The 13,773-nt window shown below is 66.5% G+C and carries 13 protein-coding genes; 6 read left to right on the plus strand and 7 right to left on the minus strand.

What is annotated here, in order from left to right; genetic code table 11:
* Nucleotides 1–56 precede the first annotated feature (56 nt).
* The 5 genes from QOU61_RS21020 to QOU61_RS21040 all read left to right on the plus strand — a co-directional run bounded on the left by QOU61_RS21020 (nucleotide 57) and on the right by QOU61_RS21040 (nucleotide 5,183).
* Nucleotides 57–986: a SurA N-terminal domain-containing protein gene (locus tag QOU61_RS21020; protein WP_289653111.1), complete on the plus strand. Its 930-nt coding sequence runs from the start codon at nucleotides 57–59 to the stop codon at nucleotides 984–986.
* 1 nt (nucleotide 987) lies between these two features.
* On the plus strand, nucleotides 988–1,998 hold the full coding sequence (gene pdxA / locus QOU61_RS21025) for a 4-hydroxythreonine-4-phosphate dehydrogenase PdxA (protein WP_289653112.1): 1,011 nt from the start codon (nucleotides 988–990) through the stop codon (nucleotides 1,996–1,998).
* Entirely contained in the window at nucleotides 1,998–2,864 is an 867-nt protein-coding gene (gene rsmA, locus QOU61_RS21030; RefSeq protein WP_289653113.1) for a 16S rRNA (adenine(1518)-N(6)/adenine(1519)-N(6))-dimethyltransferase RsmA, read from the plus strand. Before pdxA ends, rsmA begins: the two co-directional genes overlap by 1 nt.
* A gap of 12 nt (nucleotides 2,865–2,876) precedes the next feature.
* Nucleotides 2,877–3,935 (plus strand): alcohol dehydrogenase, encoded by a 1,059-nt coding sequence (locus QOU61_RS21035; RefSeq protein WP_289653114.1) that lies wholly within the window; start codon nucleotides 2,877–2,879, stop codon nucleotides 3,933–3,935.
* 213 nt (nucleotides 3,936–4,148) lie between these two features.
* Entirely contained in the window at nucleotides 4,149–5,183 is a 1,035-nt protein-coding gene (locus tag QOU61_RS21040) for a hypothetical protein (protein WP_289653115.1), read from the plus strand.
* On the opposite strand, the gene gmk is transcribed toward QOU61_RS21040, so the two are convergent.
* The 7 genes from gmk to fabD all read right to left on the minus strand — a co-directional run bounded on the left by gmk (nucleotide 5,184) and on the right by fabD (nucleotide 12,121).
* The gene (gene gmk / locus QOU61_RS21045; RefSeq protein WP_289653116.1) at nucleotides 5,184–5,834 is read right to left on the minus strand and encodes a guanylate kinase; all 651 of its coding nucleotides are present in this window, start codon (nucleotides 5,832–5,834) and stop codon (nucleotides 5,184–5,186) included.
* A gap of 3 nt (nucleotides 5,835–5,837) precedes the next feature.
* Nucleotides 5,838–6,725: a YicC/YloC family endoribonuclease gene (locus QOU61_RS21050; protein ID WP_289653117.1), complete on the minus strand. Its 888-nt coding sequence runs from the start codon at nucleotides 6,723–6,725 to the stop codon at nucleotides 5,838–5,840.
* A gap of 205 nt (nucleotides 6,726–6,930) precedes the next feature.
* Nucleotides 6,931–8,202 carry an endolytic transglycosylase MltG gene (gene mltG, locus QOU61_RS21055; protein ID WP_289653118.1) on the minus strand — a complete coding sequence of 424 codons (1,272 nt, stop codon included), beginning with the start codon at nucleotides 8,200–8,202 and terminating at the stop codon, nucleotides 6,931–6,933.
* 126 nt (nucleotides 8,203–8,328) lie between these two features.
* The gene (gene fabF, locus QOU61_RS21060; RefSeq protein WP_289653119.1) at nucleotides 8,329–9,594 is read right to left on the minus strand and encodes a beta-ketoacyl-ACP synthase II; all 1,266 of its coding nucleotides are present in this window, start codon (nucleotides 9,592–9,594) and stop codon (nucleotides 8,329–8,331) included.
* Between the two features lie 258 nt (nucleotides 9,595–9,852).
* A complete protein-coding gene (locus tag QOU61_RS21065) occupies nucleotides 9,853–10,092 on the minus strand; it encodes an acyl carrier protein (RefSeq protein WP_002716125.1) in 240 nt (79 codons plus the stop codon).
* Nucleotides 10,093–10,386: 294 nt separating this feature from the next.
* The gene (gene fabG / locus QOU61_RS21070; RefSeq protein WP_289653122.1) at nucleotides 10,387–11,124 is read right to left on the minus strand and encodes a 3-oxoacyl-[acyl-carrier-protein] reductase; all 738 of its coding nucleotides are present in this window, start codon (nucleotides 11,122–11,124) and stop codon (nucleotides 10,387–10,389) included.
* A gap of 49 nt (nucleotides 11,125–11,173) precedes the next feature.
* The gene (gene fabD / locus QOU61_RS21075) at nucleotides 11,174–12,121 is read right to left on the minus strand and encodes an ACP S-malonyltransferase (RefSeq protein WP_289653123.1); all 948 of its coding nucleotides are present in this window, start codon (nucleotides 12,119–12,121) and stop codon (nucleotides 11,174–11,176) included.
* A 278-nt stretch (nucleotides 12,122–12,399) separates the two neighbouring features.
* Here fabD and QOU61_RS21080 point away from each other — a divergent pair, with 278 nt between their 5' ends.
* Nucleotides 12,400–13,686: a GGDEF domain-containing protein gene (locus QOU61_RS21080; protein ID WP_289653124.1), complete on the plus strand. Its 1,287-nt coding sequence runs from the start codon at nucleotides 12,400–12,402 to the stop codon at nucleotides 13,684–13,686.
* The last annotated feature ends 87 nt before the right edge of the window (nucleotides 13,687–13,773 follow it).

Raw genomic sequence — 13,773 nt, forward strand, 5'->3', positions numbered from 1 at the left:
AACGCGGCCGGCAGTGCCGCAAGTTCCAGATCGGATGGCTTGACAGCGGAATGACCATGACCACGACACTCAGGCTTCGGATTCTTTTGCTCGGTTGCATCGCGGGGCTCGCCTTGCTCGGCGGCGCCACGTCGCCGTCGCAGGCTCAGGCCATCATCGTGATGGTCAATGGCGAGCCGATCACCGAATTCGACATCGAGCAGCGCACCAAGCTGGATTTCCTGTCGACGCACAAGCAGTCGTCGCGCCAGGAGGTCATCAACGAGCTGATCGACGAGAAGGTGAAGATCAAGGAAGCCAAGAAGTTCGGCGTCGATCCCACCTCCTCCGATATCGAACAGTCATATGCCGCGATGAGCCAGCGGATGCGCGTCACGCCGGACCAGTTGACGAAATCGCTGGAGAGCCAGGGTATCCGCCCCGAAACGCTCAAGGCCCGCATCAAGGCCGACATGGTCTGGGGCAGCCTGGTTCGCGGGCGCTACAAGGAAAGCCTGCAGGTCGGCGAAAAGGATGTTGCGGCCGCCGCCAAGGAACAGGGCGATGCCCAGCAGACCGACGCCTTCGAATACAAGATGCAGCCGATCGTGCTGATCGTGCCGCGGGGCTCGTCGCCCGCCGCGATCGAAACGCGCCAGAAGGAAGCCGAAGCGCTGCGCGCGCGGGTGCAAAGCTGCGAGGAGGCCAATTCCTACTTCAAGACCATGCAGAATGCCGCGATCCGCGACGTCGTGGTCAAGACCTCGGCCGACCTGCCGGAAGCATTGCGCAAGATGCTGGACGATACGCCGGCGGGCCACCTGACGCCGCCCGAAATCACCAAACAGGGCATCGAGATGGTGGCGCTCTGCGGGCGAAAGCCGACCACGATCGATTCGCCGAAAAAGCGGGAAATCCGCGACAAGATGTACGTGCAAAAATACGAAGCCAAGTCGAAATGGTACCTGCAGGAAATCCGCAAGTCCGCGATGATTGAATATCGCTGACATGGAGACACCGCTCGCGCTGACGCTCGGTGAGCCCGCCGGTATCGGTCCCGACATCGCCATAAAGGCGTGGCTGCGCCGCCACGAGCTGAAGCTCCCGCCGTTCTACCTGCTCGGAGACCTGGACTATGTTGCGCGGCGCGCCAAGCGGCTTGGCGTCGCCGTGGCGCTGGCTGACATCGGCCCCGAACAGGCCGCTTCCGCCTTCGACGCCGCCCTGCCCGTCGTTTCGACCGGGCACACCGCAACCGCCGAGCCCGGCCGCCCCGACGACACCAGCGCGCCGGCCGCGCTCGCCTCGATCCGCCAGGCGGTCGCCGACGTCGTGGCCGGCCGCGCCGGCGCCGTGGTCACCAATCCCATCGCCAAGAACGTGCTCTATCGCGCCGGCTTCCGTCATCCCGGCCACACCGAATTCCTCGCCGAGCTCGCGGCCGCAGGCGGGCCCGCGCCGCAGCCGGTGATGATGCTGTGGTCGCCTGTTCTTGCCGTCGTCCCGGTGACGATCCACGTGCCGCTGCGCGAGGCGATCGACACGCTCACATCGGACCTGATCGTCACCACCGCGCGCATCGTGGTGGCGGATCTGAAGTCCCGTTTCGGCCTGACAGCGCCGCGGCTGGCCGTCAGCGGCCTCAACCCGCATGCCGGCGAAGACGGCACGCTTGGCACCGAAGACCAGGACATCGTCGCGGCCGCGGTCGATCGGTTGCGCCGCGACGGCATCGCCGCACGCGGGCCCCTGCCAGCCGACACCCTGTTTCATGAAGCGGCGCGGAAGTCCTATGATTGCGCGATCTGCATGTATCACGATCAGGCGCTGATCCCGATCAAGACGATTGCGTTCGACGACGCCGTCAACGTCACACTGGGATTGCCGTTCATCCGCACCTCGCCCGACCACGGCACGGCCTTCGACATTGCCGGCACCGGCCGCGCCAATCCGGCAAGCCTGATCGCGGCGATTAGGCTCGCCGCGCGCATGGCGGCGCACCCGGCCTCGCCTGCGTGATGAGCGCGATCGACGACCTGCCGCCGCTGCGCGAGGTCATCCGCGAACATGGGCTGTCGGCCCGCAAATCGTTGGGGCAGAATTTCCTGCTCGACCTCAACCTCACCGCACGGATCGCGCGCGCCGCGGGACCGCTCGAAGGCACCACCATTGTCGAGATCGGGCCCGGTCCCGGCGGCCTGACGCGGGCGCTGCTCGCGCTCGGCGCGGCGCACGTGATCGCCGTCGAGCACGACGCGCGCGCCGTACCGGCGCTGGAGACGATTGCGCGGCGCTATCCCGGCCGGCTCGAAATCGTCTGCGCCGATGCGCAGACCTTCGATCCCAAACCCTATCTCGGCAGCGCGAAGGCGAAGATCGTCGCCAACCTGCCCTACAATATCGCGACCAGCCTCCTCGTCGGCTGGCTCTCGGTCGAGCCCTGGCCGCCCTGGTATGACATGATGGTGCTGATGTTCCAGCGCGAGGTGGCGATGCGCATCGTCGCAACTGAGAAGGACGATGCTTATGGCCGCCTCGGCGTGCTCGCCAACTGGCGGGCCGAGACCAAGATGCTGTTCGACATCTCGCCTGCCGCCTTCGTGCCGCAGCCCAAGGTCACCTCGTCGCTGGTGCGGCTGATCCCGCGCGCGGCCCCCGAACCTTGCGACCGCCGCGCGCTCGAGCAGGTTGCGGCCGCAGCCTTCGGCCAGCGCCGGAAGATGCTGCGGCAGAGCCTGAAATCGCTGCCCGCCGATCCCGCGCGGCTTGCCGCCGCCGCGCATGTCGACCTGACGCAGCGGGCCGAAACCATTCCGGTGTCCGGCTTTGTTGCCATGGCGCGCGAATTGGCCAATAGTCGCGGCGAAAAACCGCAAAGCTTCTGAGGAGAAACAGCGATGGCGCAGATGCGTCGGCAATCCCTGGTCAAGTTCGATGCGCCGCTTTGCGAAACCATCGTGGAAACGCCCAAGCCGGTGGGTCGCGAGGTGCTGGTGCGCATCGAGTGCTGCGGGCTCTGCCACTCCGACCTGCACATCCAGGACGGCTATGCCGACCTCGGCGGGGGCAAGCGGCTCGACACCACGCGCGGCATGACGTTGCCCTTCACGCTCGGGCACGAGATCGCGGGCGTGGTGGAGGAAGTCGGCCCCGACGCACCGAACACGCTGATCGGGGCGAAGAAGGCCGTGTTTCCGTGGATCGGCTGCGGCCAGTGTCGCGACTGCCTCAACGGCGATGAGAACCTCTGCGTCAAGCAGCGCTTCCTCGGCGTTTCCATCGACGGCGGCTTTGCCACCCACGTGCTGGTGCCCGACGCCAAATATCTTCTGGACTACGATCCGCTGCCGGTGAACCAGGCGGCGACGTTGATGTGCTCGGGCGTCACCGCCTATGGCGCGCTCAAGCGGCTCGTCGACCGGCCGCGCCAGCGCAACCTGCTGCTGATCGGGCTTGGCGGCGTCGGCATGATGGGCCTGTCCTTCGCGCAGGCGATGTTCAAGCAACCGATCGCGGTTGCCGACCTCAATCCCGCCGCGCGCGAGACCGCGCTGAAGAACGGTGCCAGCGTCGCCTACGATCCGGCAGAGGCCGATATCGCCAGGCGTATCGTCAAGGAGACCGACGGTGGTTTCGATGGCGTGATCGATTTCGCCGGCAACGAGAAGTCGATGGCGTTTGCGGTGTCGGCTGTCGCACGCGGCGGCAAGATCGGCGTCTCCGGCCTGATGGGTGGCAATTTCAGCCTGCCGATGGTGCAATGGGTCTACAAGCGCATGACCATCGAGGGCTTCATGGTCGGCACGCTCGCGGAAGGCCGCGAGCTGATGGCGCTGGCGCGGAGCGGAAAAATCCGGCCGACGCCGATGCGCGAGGAGCCGATGGCCGACGTCCAGAAATGGATCGACGCGCTTCGCGCCGGCAAGGTCGTCGGCCGCGTCATGCTGAAGAACTGAGCATTCTACCGCGCGAGCGCGCCATATTCGCGTTTCACGCGAACCTCCGCGACCGATCAATCAGCCGTCGCGGCGCCGCGCCTTGTGTGATGTGCAAGGCGGTTATGCGGGCCCGAATAAAGCCCAATCCTCTCCGGAATTGCGGCTCATTGCGACCCAAGTCTTTTTCGAGGTTGGGCCGGTGATGTTGCGTTGTGTTTTCCGGAGATGTCCATGTCAGCCCGTGCCGTCAGCCTTGCCTCGACCCTCGTCGCGGGTCTCCTCGCCGGTGCGTCGATCATCACGATGCCGAACGCCACGGCCGGCGCTGCCGAGGAATGTCTGACCACACCGGGCGGCGAGACGCCGGCAGGCAAGCATTGGTATTATCGCATCGAGCGGACGAGCAAGCGCCAGTGCTGGTATCTGCGCGACATCGGCGCAAAGGACGCGGGCGCAAAGGACACGAGCGCAAAGTCGGCGGCCACTGCCGCGCCTTCTGCGCCGCGGTCGGATACGACCGAGCAGAACGCCGAGGCGCCCCCGCAGCATTCGATCGCCGACGCGCATGCCGAGCTGAGGCAGACGCAGCCTGCGCGCAGCGAGCCGAGCCGCGCGCCCGCGCCCCCGCCCCCGCCCCCGCAAGCCAACCCGCAGGCGGCCGCCGCCGCACCTTTTGCTGCGATGCCGCCCGCCAGCGCCGCGCCCGCGCCTACACCCGCACCTGCGCCTGCGCCTGCGCCGAACGTCCTCGAGAACGTCACCCGCGGCTCGCTGATCGCATCACGCTGGCCTGATCCATCGCCCGCGAGCCCGCAGGCCGCACAGCAGCAGCCGGCCGCACCGCAGCCCGCGGCGTCCGACCTCGTTGCCGATGCCGACAGCGACCAGGCAACGCCTGCCGCCGTTCCAGTTCCCGCCCCGCCGCTCGCCGCGACCACGCCCGCGCCGGCAAAGCCCACCGGCTCGCTGCAGACGCTGCTCCTGGTGATCGCCGGCGCGCTCACGCTGGCCGGCCTGACCGGCAGCATCGTGTTCCGGTTCGGTCGCAGGCGACGCCCGGTGCAAAACAGCATTCGCGGCCGTCGCGTGGCTTGGGACCAGCCGCGCAACCAGCCGCTCACCGCGCCGCCGGCATGGCTTGATGCGCAGCGCGCGCCGCGCCATCCCGAATTCGTGCCGAGCGCGCTTCCGCCTGATGATCCCAACGAGCGGCTCGTCCGCATCTCGGCCTTTATGGAGCGGATGTCGAAGCAGCCCGCGAACTAGTTACTGCTCAAGCTGCTGCTGCAGCTTGCGGACAAAACCGGTCAAGCCAACGCGGCGCTCGCGCTTCAGCCGCTCGGCCTTGAGGATCGACTGCACCTCGGCGAAGGCTTCGTCGACGTCGTAATTGATCACGATGTAGTCGTACTCAGCCCAGTGGCTCATCTCGTGGCTGGCACGGCTCATCCGCCCGCGGATGATTTCGTCCGAATCCTGCGCGCGGCTGTGCAGCCGCTTTTCCAGGTCGACCGCCGAGGGCGGCAGGATGAAGACGCTGACGACATCGGCGCGCGCCTTCTCGCGCAGTTGCTGCGTGCCCTGCCAGTCGATATCGAACAGCACGTCCTGGCCGGCGGCGAGCGCCTCCTCGACCGGCCGGCGCGGCGTACCGTAGCGGTTGTCGAACACGGTGGCCCATTCGAGCAGCTCGCCCTGCTTTGCCATCTCCTCGAACTTCGCCTTGTCGACGAAGAAATAGTCGCGCCCGTCGACTTCGCCCGGCCGCATCGACCGGGTGGTCGCGGACACCGACATCTTCAGTCCACCCATCCGCTCGATCAAAAGGCGCGACAGCGTGGTCTTGCCGGCACCCGACGGCGAGGACAGCACGAACATCAGCCCGCGCCGATCAACCCCGTCGAAGCTCTCTGCCATCTCTCACTCCAGATTCTGCACCTGTTCGCGGAACTGCTCGACCACGCTCTTCATTTCGAGCCCGGTATTGGTCAGCTCGATGTCGTTCGATTTCGAACAGCAGGTGTTGACCTCGCGGTTGAACTCCTGGGCAAGGAAATCGAGCCGCCGGCCCACCGGCCCGCCCTTACCGATCATCTCCCGCGCCTGCGCAACATGGGAGGCGATGCGGTCGAGTTCCTCGCGGATGTCGGCCTTGGCCGCCATCAGGAGCGCCTCCTGGTTGAGCCGGTCGGCGTCGAAACGGTCGGCCGTCTCCAGCAGCAGCGCAACCTGCTCGGCAAGCCGCGCACGGATTGCCTCCGGGCGGCGCCCGGGCGCGGCTTCCGCCTTCTTTGCGAGCCGCTCGATCTCGTCCATCCGCTGCAGCAGGATCTGGCCCAGCGCGACGCCCTCGCGACGGCGCATCGCAACCAGGTTCGCCAGCGCCTCGTCGAACGCCGCGCCGGCCGCGTCCCGCGCCGCCTTATCCTCGGCCTCATCGCTCTCGGGCTCGACGACTTCGAGCACGCCCTTGATGCCGAGCAGCCCGTCGATGCTCGGCGCGACCGCGTCGATCGTGCCGGCGAGCTGGCCCGCGACCTTCACAATCGCGGCAAGCACATCCTCATTGATTCGCACCGTCGCCGCCGCGCCACTGCGTTTGACATTGAGATTGGCGTAGATGGTGCCCCGCGACAGCACGTCCCCGGCGCGCTTCTTGGCATAAGCCTCCAATTCATCCCAGCCTGCCGGCAGCCGAAGCCGCAGGTCGAACCCCTTGGCATTGACCGACTTCAGTTCCCATTCGAACGTGTAGGGACCACTTGCGCCATGGCTTCGGGCAAAGCCGGTCATGCTCGACAGCGCCATCGCGTTAAAACTCCGCTCGCTTGACAACCGGGCTGGCACGACCGCCGGGCCGGAATGGTCTGCATCCGCATGCGTCGCCCCGGAAGCGGAACGCAATCCGTGAAGAATCGGGCAGCGAGCGCGTGCGCGCGGACCTTAATGCGTTTCCGGCGAAAACGGAATCCGTTCCGCCGGCGCCAGACGCGGCCGGCCGCGGTATCCGTGCCTAGCGCTGAACCACCGGCGGCGAGGTGGTGGATTGGGCTGCACCCTGGCGGGCCGGGGCCGCGGCAGGCTTGGCGGGTTTTTTCGGCGCCGCTGGCTTGGTCGAAGCGGTCGGATTCGCGTCGGCCGGCGCGGTTGCAGCGGCAGGCGGCGACGCCGCGTCATCCGCCGCCGGCTCGACCGTATCGTTCTGGATCTGCTTTTCCATCGCACGCAGCTTGACGACGTTCTTCTGGTGCTGGTCGTAGGTTTCGGTAAAGGCGTGCCCGCCGGTTCCGTCCGCGACGAAATAGAGGTCGCGGGTGCGCGCCGGATTCGCCGCAGCTTCGAGCGAGGCGCGTCCGGGGTTGGAGATCGGACCGGGCGGCAGGCCATCGATCACGTAGGTGTTGTAGGGCGAGGGCTGGGTGATCTCGCTGCGCTTGATCGGCCGGCCCAGCGTGCCCTTGCCGCCGACCAGTCCGTAAATGATCGTCGGGTCGGACTGCAGCTTGATCTTCTGTCGCAGCCGATTGGTGAATACCGCGGCGACACGGCTGCGCTCTTCGGGCTTGCCGGTTTCCTTCTCGACGATCGAGGCAAGCGTCACGAGCTGGTCCGGCGATTTGAGCGGCACGTCCTGGCTGCGGCGCTCCCAGATCTCGGCAACGGCGCGCTTCTGGGCCTGCTGCATGCGCTGGATCACCTGCTCGCGGGTCGTGCCGCGCGGGAATTTGTAGGTCTCCGGCAGCAGCGTGCCTTCGCGCGGCACCTCGCGCACCGAGCCCGCGAAGATGTCGTTGTCGGATAGCCGGGCGACGATCTGCTCGGAGGTGAGGCCCTCGGGGATGGTCACCGAATGCTGCACCACCTTGCCCTCGACGATGGTGCCGATCACGTCGCGTAGCGACGCGTTCTTCTGGAAGGCGTACTCGCCGGGCTTCAATTCGGAGCGCGCTTTCAGGGCGATCACCGCGCCGATGAAGGCCCAGCGGTTGTTGTCGATCACCCCTTCGCGTTGCAGAACGTCGGCGATGTCGGCCATGCCGGCGCGCGAGGGAATGTTGACGATCTTGTCCTCCTGCAGCGGGCCCGGCGCTTCGAGCTTCTGCCTGCCGTAGTAGTAGGCGGCGCCGGTTCCGAGCATCGCGATCAGGAGGATGGTGATGATGGCATTGCCGACCACGACGAACGGATTGCGCGCGCGGTCCGAACGCTTCGGCGGCGGAGGCACCTGCTCCGGCTCCAGCGCGGCGCGCGGGCTGCGTGGCGAAATGGGCGGCCTTTCACTCATCGATGCAACCTGAATCCTGCCGGTTCAATCGTGGCCCGACAATTCGCTTGTCCTGCCATAGCACGCGCCCACAACTATGAGTTATCGCCGATTAAGGCAAAACGGTGGACTTGTTCCAATAACGGGTTAATTGACCACGCGCTGAACAATGACGGATGCGTTGGTGCCGCCGAAACCGAACGAATTCGACAGCGCGACATTGATTTCGCGCCGTCGCGCCGCCTTCGGCACCAGGTCGATTGCCGTTTCCACCGACGGGTTGTCGAGATTGATCGTCGGCGGCGCGATATTATCCCGAATCGCGAGAATCGAGAAAATCGCTTCGATCGCGCCCGCGGCGCCGAGCAGATGGCCGGTCGACGACTTGGTTGACGACATCGACACCTTCGATGCGGCGTTGCCGAGCAGCCGCTCGACCGCGCCGAGCTCGATCTCGTCGCCGACCTGCGTCGAGGTGCCGTGCGCGTTGATGTAGTCGATGTCGGACGGCGTGAGGCCGGCGCGCTTCAGCGCGGCGGTCATGCTGCGGAACCCGCCGTCGCCGTCGGGTGACGGCGAGGTGATGTGATAAGCGTCGCCGGAGAGCCCATAGCCGATCACCTCGGCATAGATCCTCGCGCCGCGCGTCTTGGCATGCTCGTACGCCTCGAGCACAACGACGCCGGCGCCCTCGCCCATCACGAAACCGTCGCGGTCCTTGTCGTAGGGGCGCGACGCCTTTTCCGGCGTCTCGTTGAATCCGGTCGACAGCGCGCGCGCCGCGCAGAAGCCGGCGATGCCGATTCGCGATATCGGTGATTCGGTGCCGCCCGCGACCATCACGTCGGCATCGCCGAGCGCGATCAGCCGAGCGGCGTCGCCCATCGCATGCGCGCCGGTCGAGCAGGCAGTTACCACCGCGTGGTTCGGCCCCTTCAGCCCGTGCTCGATCGAGACGTAGCCGGAGGCGAGATTGATCAGGCGGCCGGGAATGAAGAACGGCGACACCTTGCGCGGGCCGCGCTCCTTCAGGAGGATCGCGGTCTCGGCGATGCCGGAGAGACCGCCGATGCCGGAGCCGATCATCACGCCGGTAGCGCAGCGCTCCTGTTCGGTGGCCGGATGCCAGTTGGCATCGTCGAGCGCCTGACGTGCGGCGCACATCGCAAAGATGATGAAGTCGTCGACCTTGCGCTGGTCCTTCGGCTCCATCCACTGGTCGGGGTTGAACGTATCGCCCGAACCGTCGCCACGCGGCACGCTGCATGCGATCTTGCTCGGCAGGTCGGACACATCGAACGTGTCGATCTTCCGCGCGCCGCTCTCGCCATTCAGTATGCGCTTCCAGCTTGGCTCGACGCCGCAGCCCAGGGGCGACACCATGCCGAGGCCCGTGACGACAACTCGCCTCATGTCCTCAACTCCACCCCGGAACCGACGGCTCGCAGCAATGAACCGGCGTCCCGCCTGTTCGGAAGCGATCCGGGGGTGCCTGTTTCCGAGATCCGCAAATCATCGCGACGATTTCTTCTAGACCGAACCTCGGAAAACGTAAGGACGCTGGCGAGCAACTGTTCCAGTGCCGCCGCCTGATGCGAGGTTCCTGCGCGCGCATGCCGCGTCATGCAGGAGCGTCAAGCCGGCGGGACTGGTCAAACCGCGGAAGGCGTCTCAGCTCTTCGCGTTCTTCTCGAGAAACTTCGTGGCGTCGCCGACGGTCAGGATGGTTTCCGCCGCGTCGTCGGGAATCTCGCAACCGAACTCTTCTTCGAAAGCCATCACGAGCTCGACGGTGTCGAGGCTGTCGGCGCCGAGGTCATCGATGAAGCTCGCGCTGTCGACCACTTTTTCGGGCTCAACACCAAGGTGTTCGACCACGATCTTCTTAACCCGCTCGCCAATCTCACTCATCGTTCACCCTCGTGCTTGTTCCCTTCAGATCCGGCCGGACGATACAAGCCATCGTGGCCGACAAACTTCCCTAGCAATCGCGCGTAGTCTTGATTGGCCCGTCCGTCATCCCGACCGGGACCTGACGAACGACGCAGGCTCTGCACCGCCAATATACAGGGTTTCAAATTCCTGCAATGGCGTTCTTTGCCCATGCGACGGGGGGTTCGGTTATCATACTTCGCCAGCCTTGACTACACGCCGAACACCCCTCGAAAACGGCTTTTCGCCGCATTCGACTGGCCCCTAACCGGCTCAAATCATGGCCATTCCGCCGTTGACGTGAATCGTCTGCCCGGTCACGTAGCTGGCCTCGTTCGAGCTCAGATAGACCGCAGCCGCAGCAACGTCCTCCGCCGTGCCGAGCCGCCCCGCGGGGACCCTGGTCAGGATCGCCTCGCGCTGCTTGTCGTTGAGCGCATCCGTCATCGGCGTCTTGATGAAGCCGGGCGCGATGCAATTGGCGGTCACGTTGCGCCGCGCATATTCGGCGGCCAGCGTCTTGATCATGCCGATCAGGCCGGCCTTGGAGGCGGTATAGTTGCCCTGCCCCGGGTTGCCGGTGACCCCGACCACCGAGGTGATGGCGATGATGCGGCCGAAACGCTTGCGCATCATCAGCTTGGTCGCCGCCCGCGCGAGGCGAAACGTCGCGGTCAGGTTGACGTTGATGACCTCGTTCCAGTCCTCGTCGCGCAGCTGCACGAACAGGTTGTCCTTGGTGATCCCCGCATTGGCGATCAGGATGTCGAGCTGTCCCATCGCCTGTTCGGCCGCGGGCACCAATGCCTCCACCGCCGCGCTGTCTGAAAGGTTGCAGGGCAGCACGTGCACCCGCTCCCCCAGTTCGGCGGCAAGCTTGTCCAGCACCTCCCGCCGCGTACCCGAGAGCGTCACGGTTGCGCCCTGGCGATGCAGGGCTGTCGCGATCGCCCCGCCAATGCCGCCGGTCGCCCCGGTCACCAGTGCCGTTCTGCCAGTCAGATCGAACATCGATGTCTCCTTGCGCCGAACGCGGCAGCAACTGCCCGCCGGCATGAATTCACCGCGCGAGCGCTTCCTTCGCGGCGGCAATATCGTTCGGGCCGCCGACCGCAATGCCCACGGCCCCCTCGGCGATTCGCTTGACGAGCCCGCTCAGCACCTTGCCGGAGCCGATTTCGAGAAAGCGCGTCACGCCCCTGCCCGCCATATAGGCCACCGACTCGCGCCAGCGCACCGTGCCGGTGACCTGCTCGACCAGGCGGCGGCGGATTTCATCGGGATCGGATATCGCCGAGGCCAGCACGTTCGACACCAGCGGCGCCGCCGGCGCCTTGATGGTGACGTCGGCCAATGCCTTCGCCATCACGTCAGCGGCAGGCTGCATCAGCTTGCAGTGGAACGGCGCCGACACCGGCAACAGCATCGCGCGTTTTGCGCCCTTGCCCTTGGCGATCTCGACGGCGCGGTCGACGGCCGCCTTGTCGCCGGAAACCACCACCTGGCCGCCGCCATTGTCGTTGGCGGCCTGGCAGACCTGGCCCTGCGCAGCCTCGTCGGCGACCGCGACAGCCGTCTCATAGTCGAGGCCGAGCAGCGCCGCCATGGCGCCGGCGCCGACCGGCACCGCCTTCTGCATGGCGAGCCCGCGCGTGCGTAACAGGCGCGCGGTGTCGCCGGCCGAGAGGCTGCCGGCGGCGGCCAGCGCGGAATATTCGCCGAGCGAATGACCGGCGACGAAGGCTGCATCCCGTCCGACGGAAACGCCGGCTTCCGATTCGAGCACCCGCAGCGCGGCCAGCGACACCGCCATCAGCGCCGGCTGGGCGTTCTCGGTGAGCTGCAAGGTCTCGGCCGGACCATCCCAGATGGTCGCGGTCAGCTTCTCGCCGAGCGCGGCATCGACTTCGTCGAACACGGCGCGCGCGGCCGGAAAGGCCTCGGCCAGCGCCTTGCCCATGCCCACGGCTTGGGAACCCTGTCCCGGAAAGGTGAATGCTGCCGTCATCGGCGCTCCCTGACGTCAGTGAAGAACCCTAAAGTCGCGCCGTATGACACCGGCGGCGACCATGCTGTCAAGCGCCGCCCTGCCCGTCGGCAACCGGCTCGCGATCCTTTGCCAGTCCCCTAGTCGTCCCGTTTCGCCCTCGCGCGCCGGCGTCGCGACCGTTCAAATACGGGAAAAGCAGCCAAAACTGATAGCGTTTGCCACCCAAAGTTAACAGTGAACGCAATCCGCGCGCTCTTTTTAAGGAGCGCTCAATTCCTGCCGGCCATCGTAACCGCATGCAGGACGACAGCAAAAGGTTGGAGGCGCGTGAGCGCGCGCGGCCGGGCGGCCGGCCCGCCCGTGCGGTGCGTAGCGCCATTGCCTGGGTCGTCACGGGCCCGCACCGGCAGCCGGCCGAGATCGAGGGTGCCCTGCTGCGCCAGAGCCTCACCAAGGCGCGGCCGCTCGTCATCTCGGTTTTGTCCTCGTCGCTGATGGCCCTGATCGCCGCGCTGATGACCGGCGCGCCGTGGGCCTATGGCTGGTTTTCAGCCGAGCTGTTGATCGGCGGGTTGCGGCTGTGGCTGACGGGCCGGCTGGCCAAGGCCGAGGCGCTCGGTCGTCGCGGCAACACCTCGGCGCCGATCTTCGCAGGCTTCGCTGCCTTCACCGCACTGTCCACCGGCAGCTATCTTTGCGTCGCCTCCGGTGAGTGGCCGCTGATCGTGATGGCCGGCATCGGCATTGCGAGCCTGGTTGGCGCGGTGTCCTCGCGCAACGCCGGAACGCCGCGCTACGGTTTCCTCCTGATCTGCATTCTGACGCTCCCCTTTGCCGTTGCGGCGCTGCGCTCGCCGCTGCCGTTCTTGTTCGTGGTCGGCATCCAGCTCCCGCTCTATGCCTCGGGCGTCATCTTCGTCATGCTCGAGAACTACAAGGTGCTGCTCCATCTCCACCATTCCGAGCGCGAGAATCGCAGGCTCGCGCAGCATGACCTGCTCACCGGGCTGCCGAACCGGGCGCTGAACCTGCAGCGCTTCGACGAGCTGCTTGCGAGCCTGCGCGGCGCGCGCGGCAACCGGATGCGCCGGCCGTTCACGGTGTTCTGCCTCGACCTCGACGGTTTCAAGGACGTCAACGACCGGTTCGGCCACGCCGCCGGCGACGCCGTCCTGGTCGCGGTCGCAACCCGGTTGCGCGAGAGCGTCCGCGAGCTCGATCTGGTCTCGCGCATCGGCGGCGATGAATTCGTCATCCTGCTGCCCGGCATCTCGCCCGAAGAGGCCTCGGCGATCGCCGAGCGCATCATCGCCGCCGTCGCCGCGCCCTTCGAGGTCGGCGCACAGGCGACTGTGGCGATCGGGATCAGCATCGGCGCCGCCAGCGCGCCGGCCGATGGCGAAACCGCGGACGCCCTGCTTCGGTCAGCCGACCGGGCGCTGTACGAAGCCAAGATTCGCGGCAAGAACCTGTTCGTGACCTATCGCGCCGCCAGCGCCGCGGGCCTGGTTCCAGAACCCGGCGTCGACAGCAGCACCGGAACATTCGGGGAACAATCGCGCTACCTCGACTGGACCGGATAGGGAATTAAACCGGGCTCCCGCCTTGCCATTCGGGTCAAAATCCGTATAAAGCGCGCCATCCGTAGCCCCCGGCCGGGAGCTGAACGG

Source organism: Bradyrhizobium sp. NP1 (assembly GCF_030378205.1).
In the GTDB taxonomy this organism is placed as follows: domain Bacteria; phylum Pseudomonadota; class Alphaproteobacteria; order Rhizobiales; family Xanthobacteraceae; genus Bradyrhizobium.

Coding starts and splice junctions, on each gene's coding strand:
- QOU61_RS21050 (WP_289653117.1), bottom strand. CDS start 6,725: ATGGCGCTGTCGAGCATGACCGGCTTTGCCCGAAGCCATGGCGCAAGT.
- fabD (WP_289653123.1), bottom strand. CDS start 12,121: ATGACGGCAGCATTCACCTTTCCGGGACAGGGTTCCCAAGCCGTGGGC.
- pdxA (WP_289653112.1), top strand. CDS start 988: ATGGAGACACCGCTCGCGCTGACGCTCGGTGAGCCCGCCGGTATCGGT.
- rsmA (WP_289653113.1), top strand. CDS start 1,998: ATGAGCGCGATCGACGACCTGCCGCCGCTGCGCGAGGTCATCCGCGAA.
- mltG (WP_289653118.1), bottom strand. CDS start 8,202: ATGAGTGAAAGGCCGCCCATTTCGCCACGCAGCCCGCGCGCCGCGCTG.
- QOU61_RS21080 (WP_289653124.1), top strand. CDS start 12,400: ATGCAGGACGACAGCAAAAGGTTGGAGGCGCGTGAGCGCGCGCGGCCG.
- gmk (WP_289653116.1), bottom strand. CDS start 5,834: ATGGCAGAGAGCTTCGACGGGGTTGATCGGCGCGGGCTGATGTTCGTG.
- QOU61_RS21065 (WP_002716125.1), bottom strand. CDS start 10,092: ATGAGTGAGATTGGCGAGCGGGTTAAGAAGATCGTGGTCGAACACCTT.
- QOU61_RS21035 (WP_289653114.1), top strand. CDS start 2,877: ATGGCGCAGATGCGTCGGCAATCCCTGGTCAAGTTCGATGCGCCGCTT.
- fabF (WP_289653119.1), bottom strand. CDS start 9,594: ATGAGGCGAGTTGTCGTCACGGGCCTCGGCATGGTGTCGCCCCTGGGC.
- QOU61_RS21020 (WP_289653111.1), top strand. CDS start 57: ATGACCACGACACTCAGGCTTCGGATTCTTTTGCTCGGTTGCATCGCG.
- fabG (WP_289653122.1), bottom strand. CDS start 11,124: ATGTTCGATCTGACTGGCAGAACGGCACTGGTGACCGGGGCGACCGGC.
- QOU61_RS21040 (WP_289653115.1), top strand. CDS start 4,149: ATGTCAGCCCGTGCCGTCAGCCTTGCCTCGACCCTCGTCGCGGGTCTC.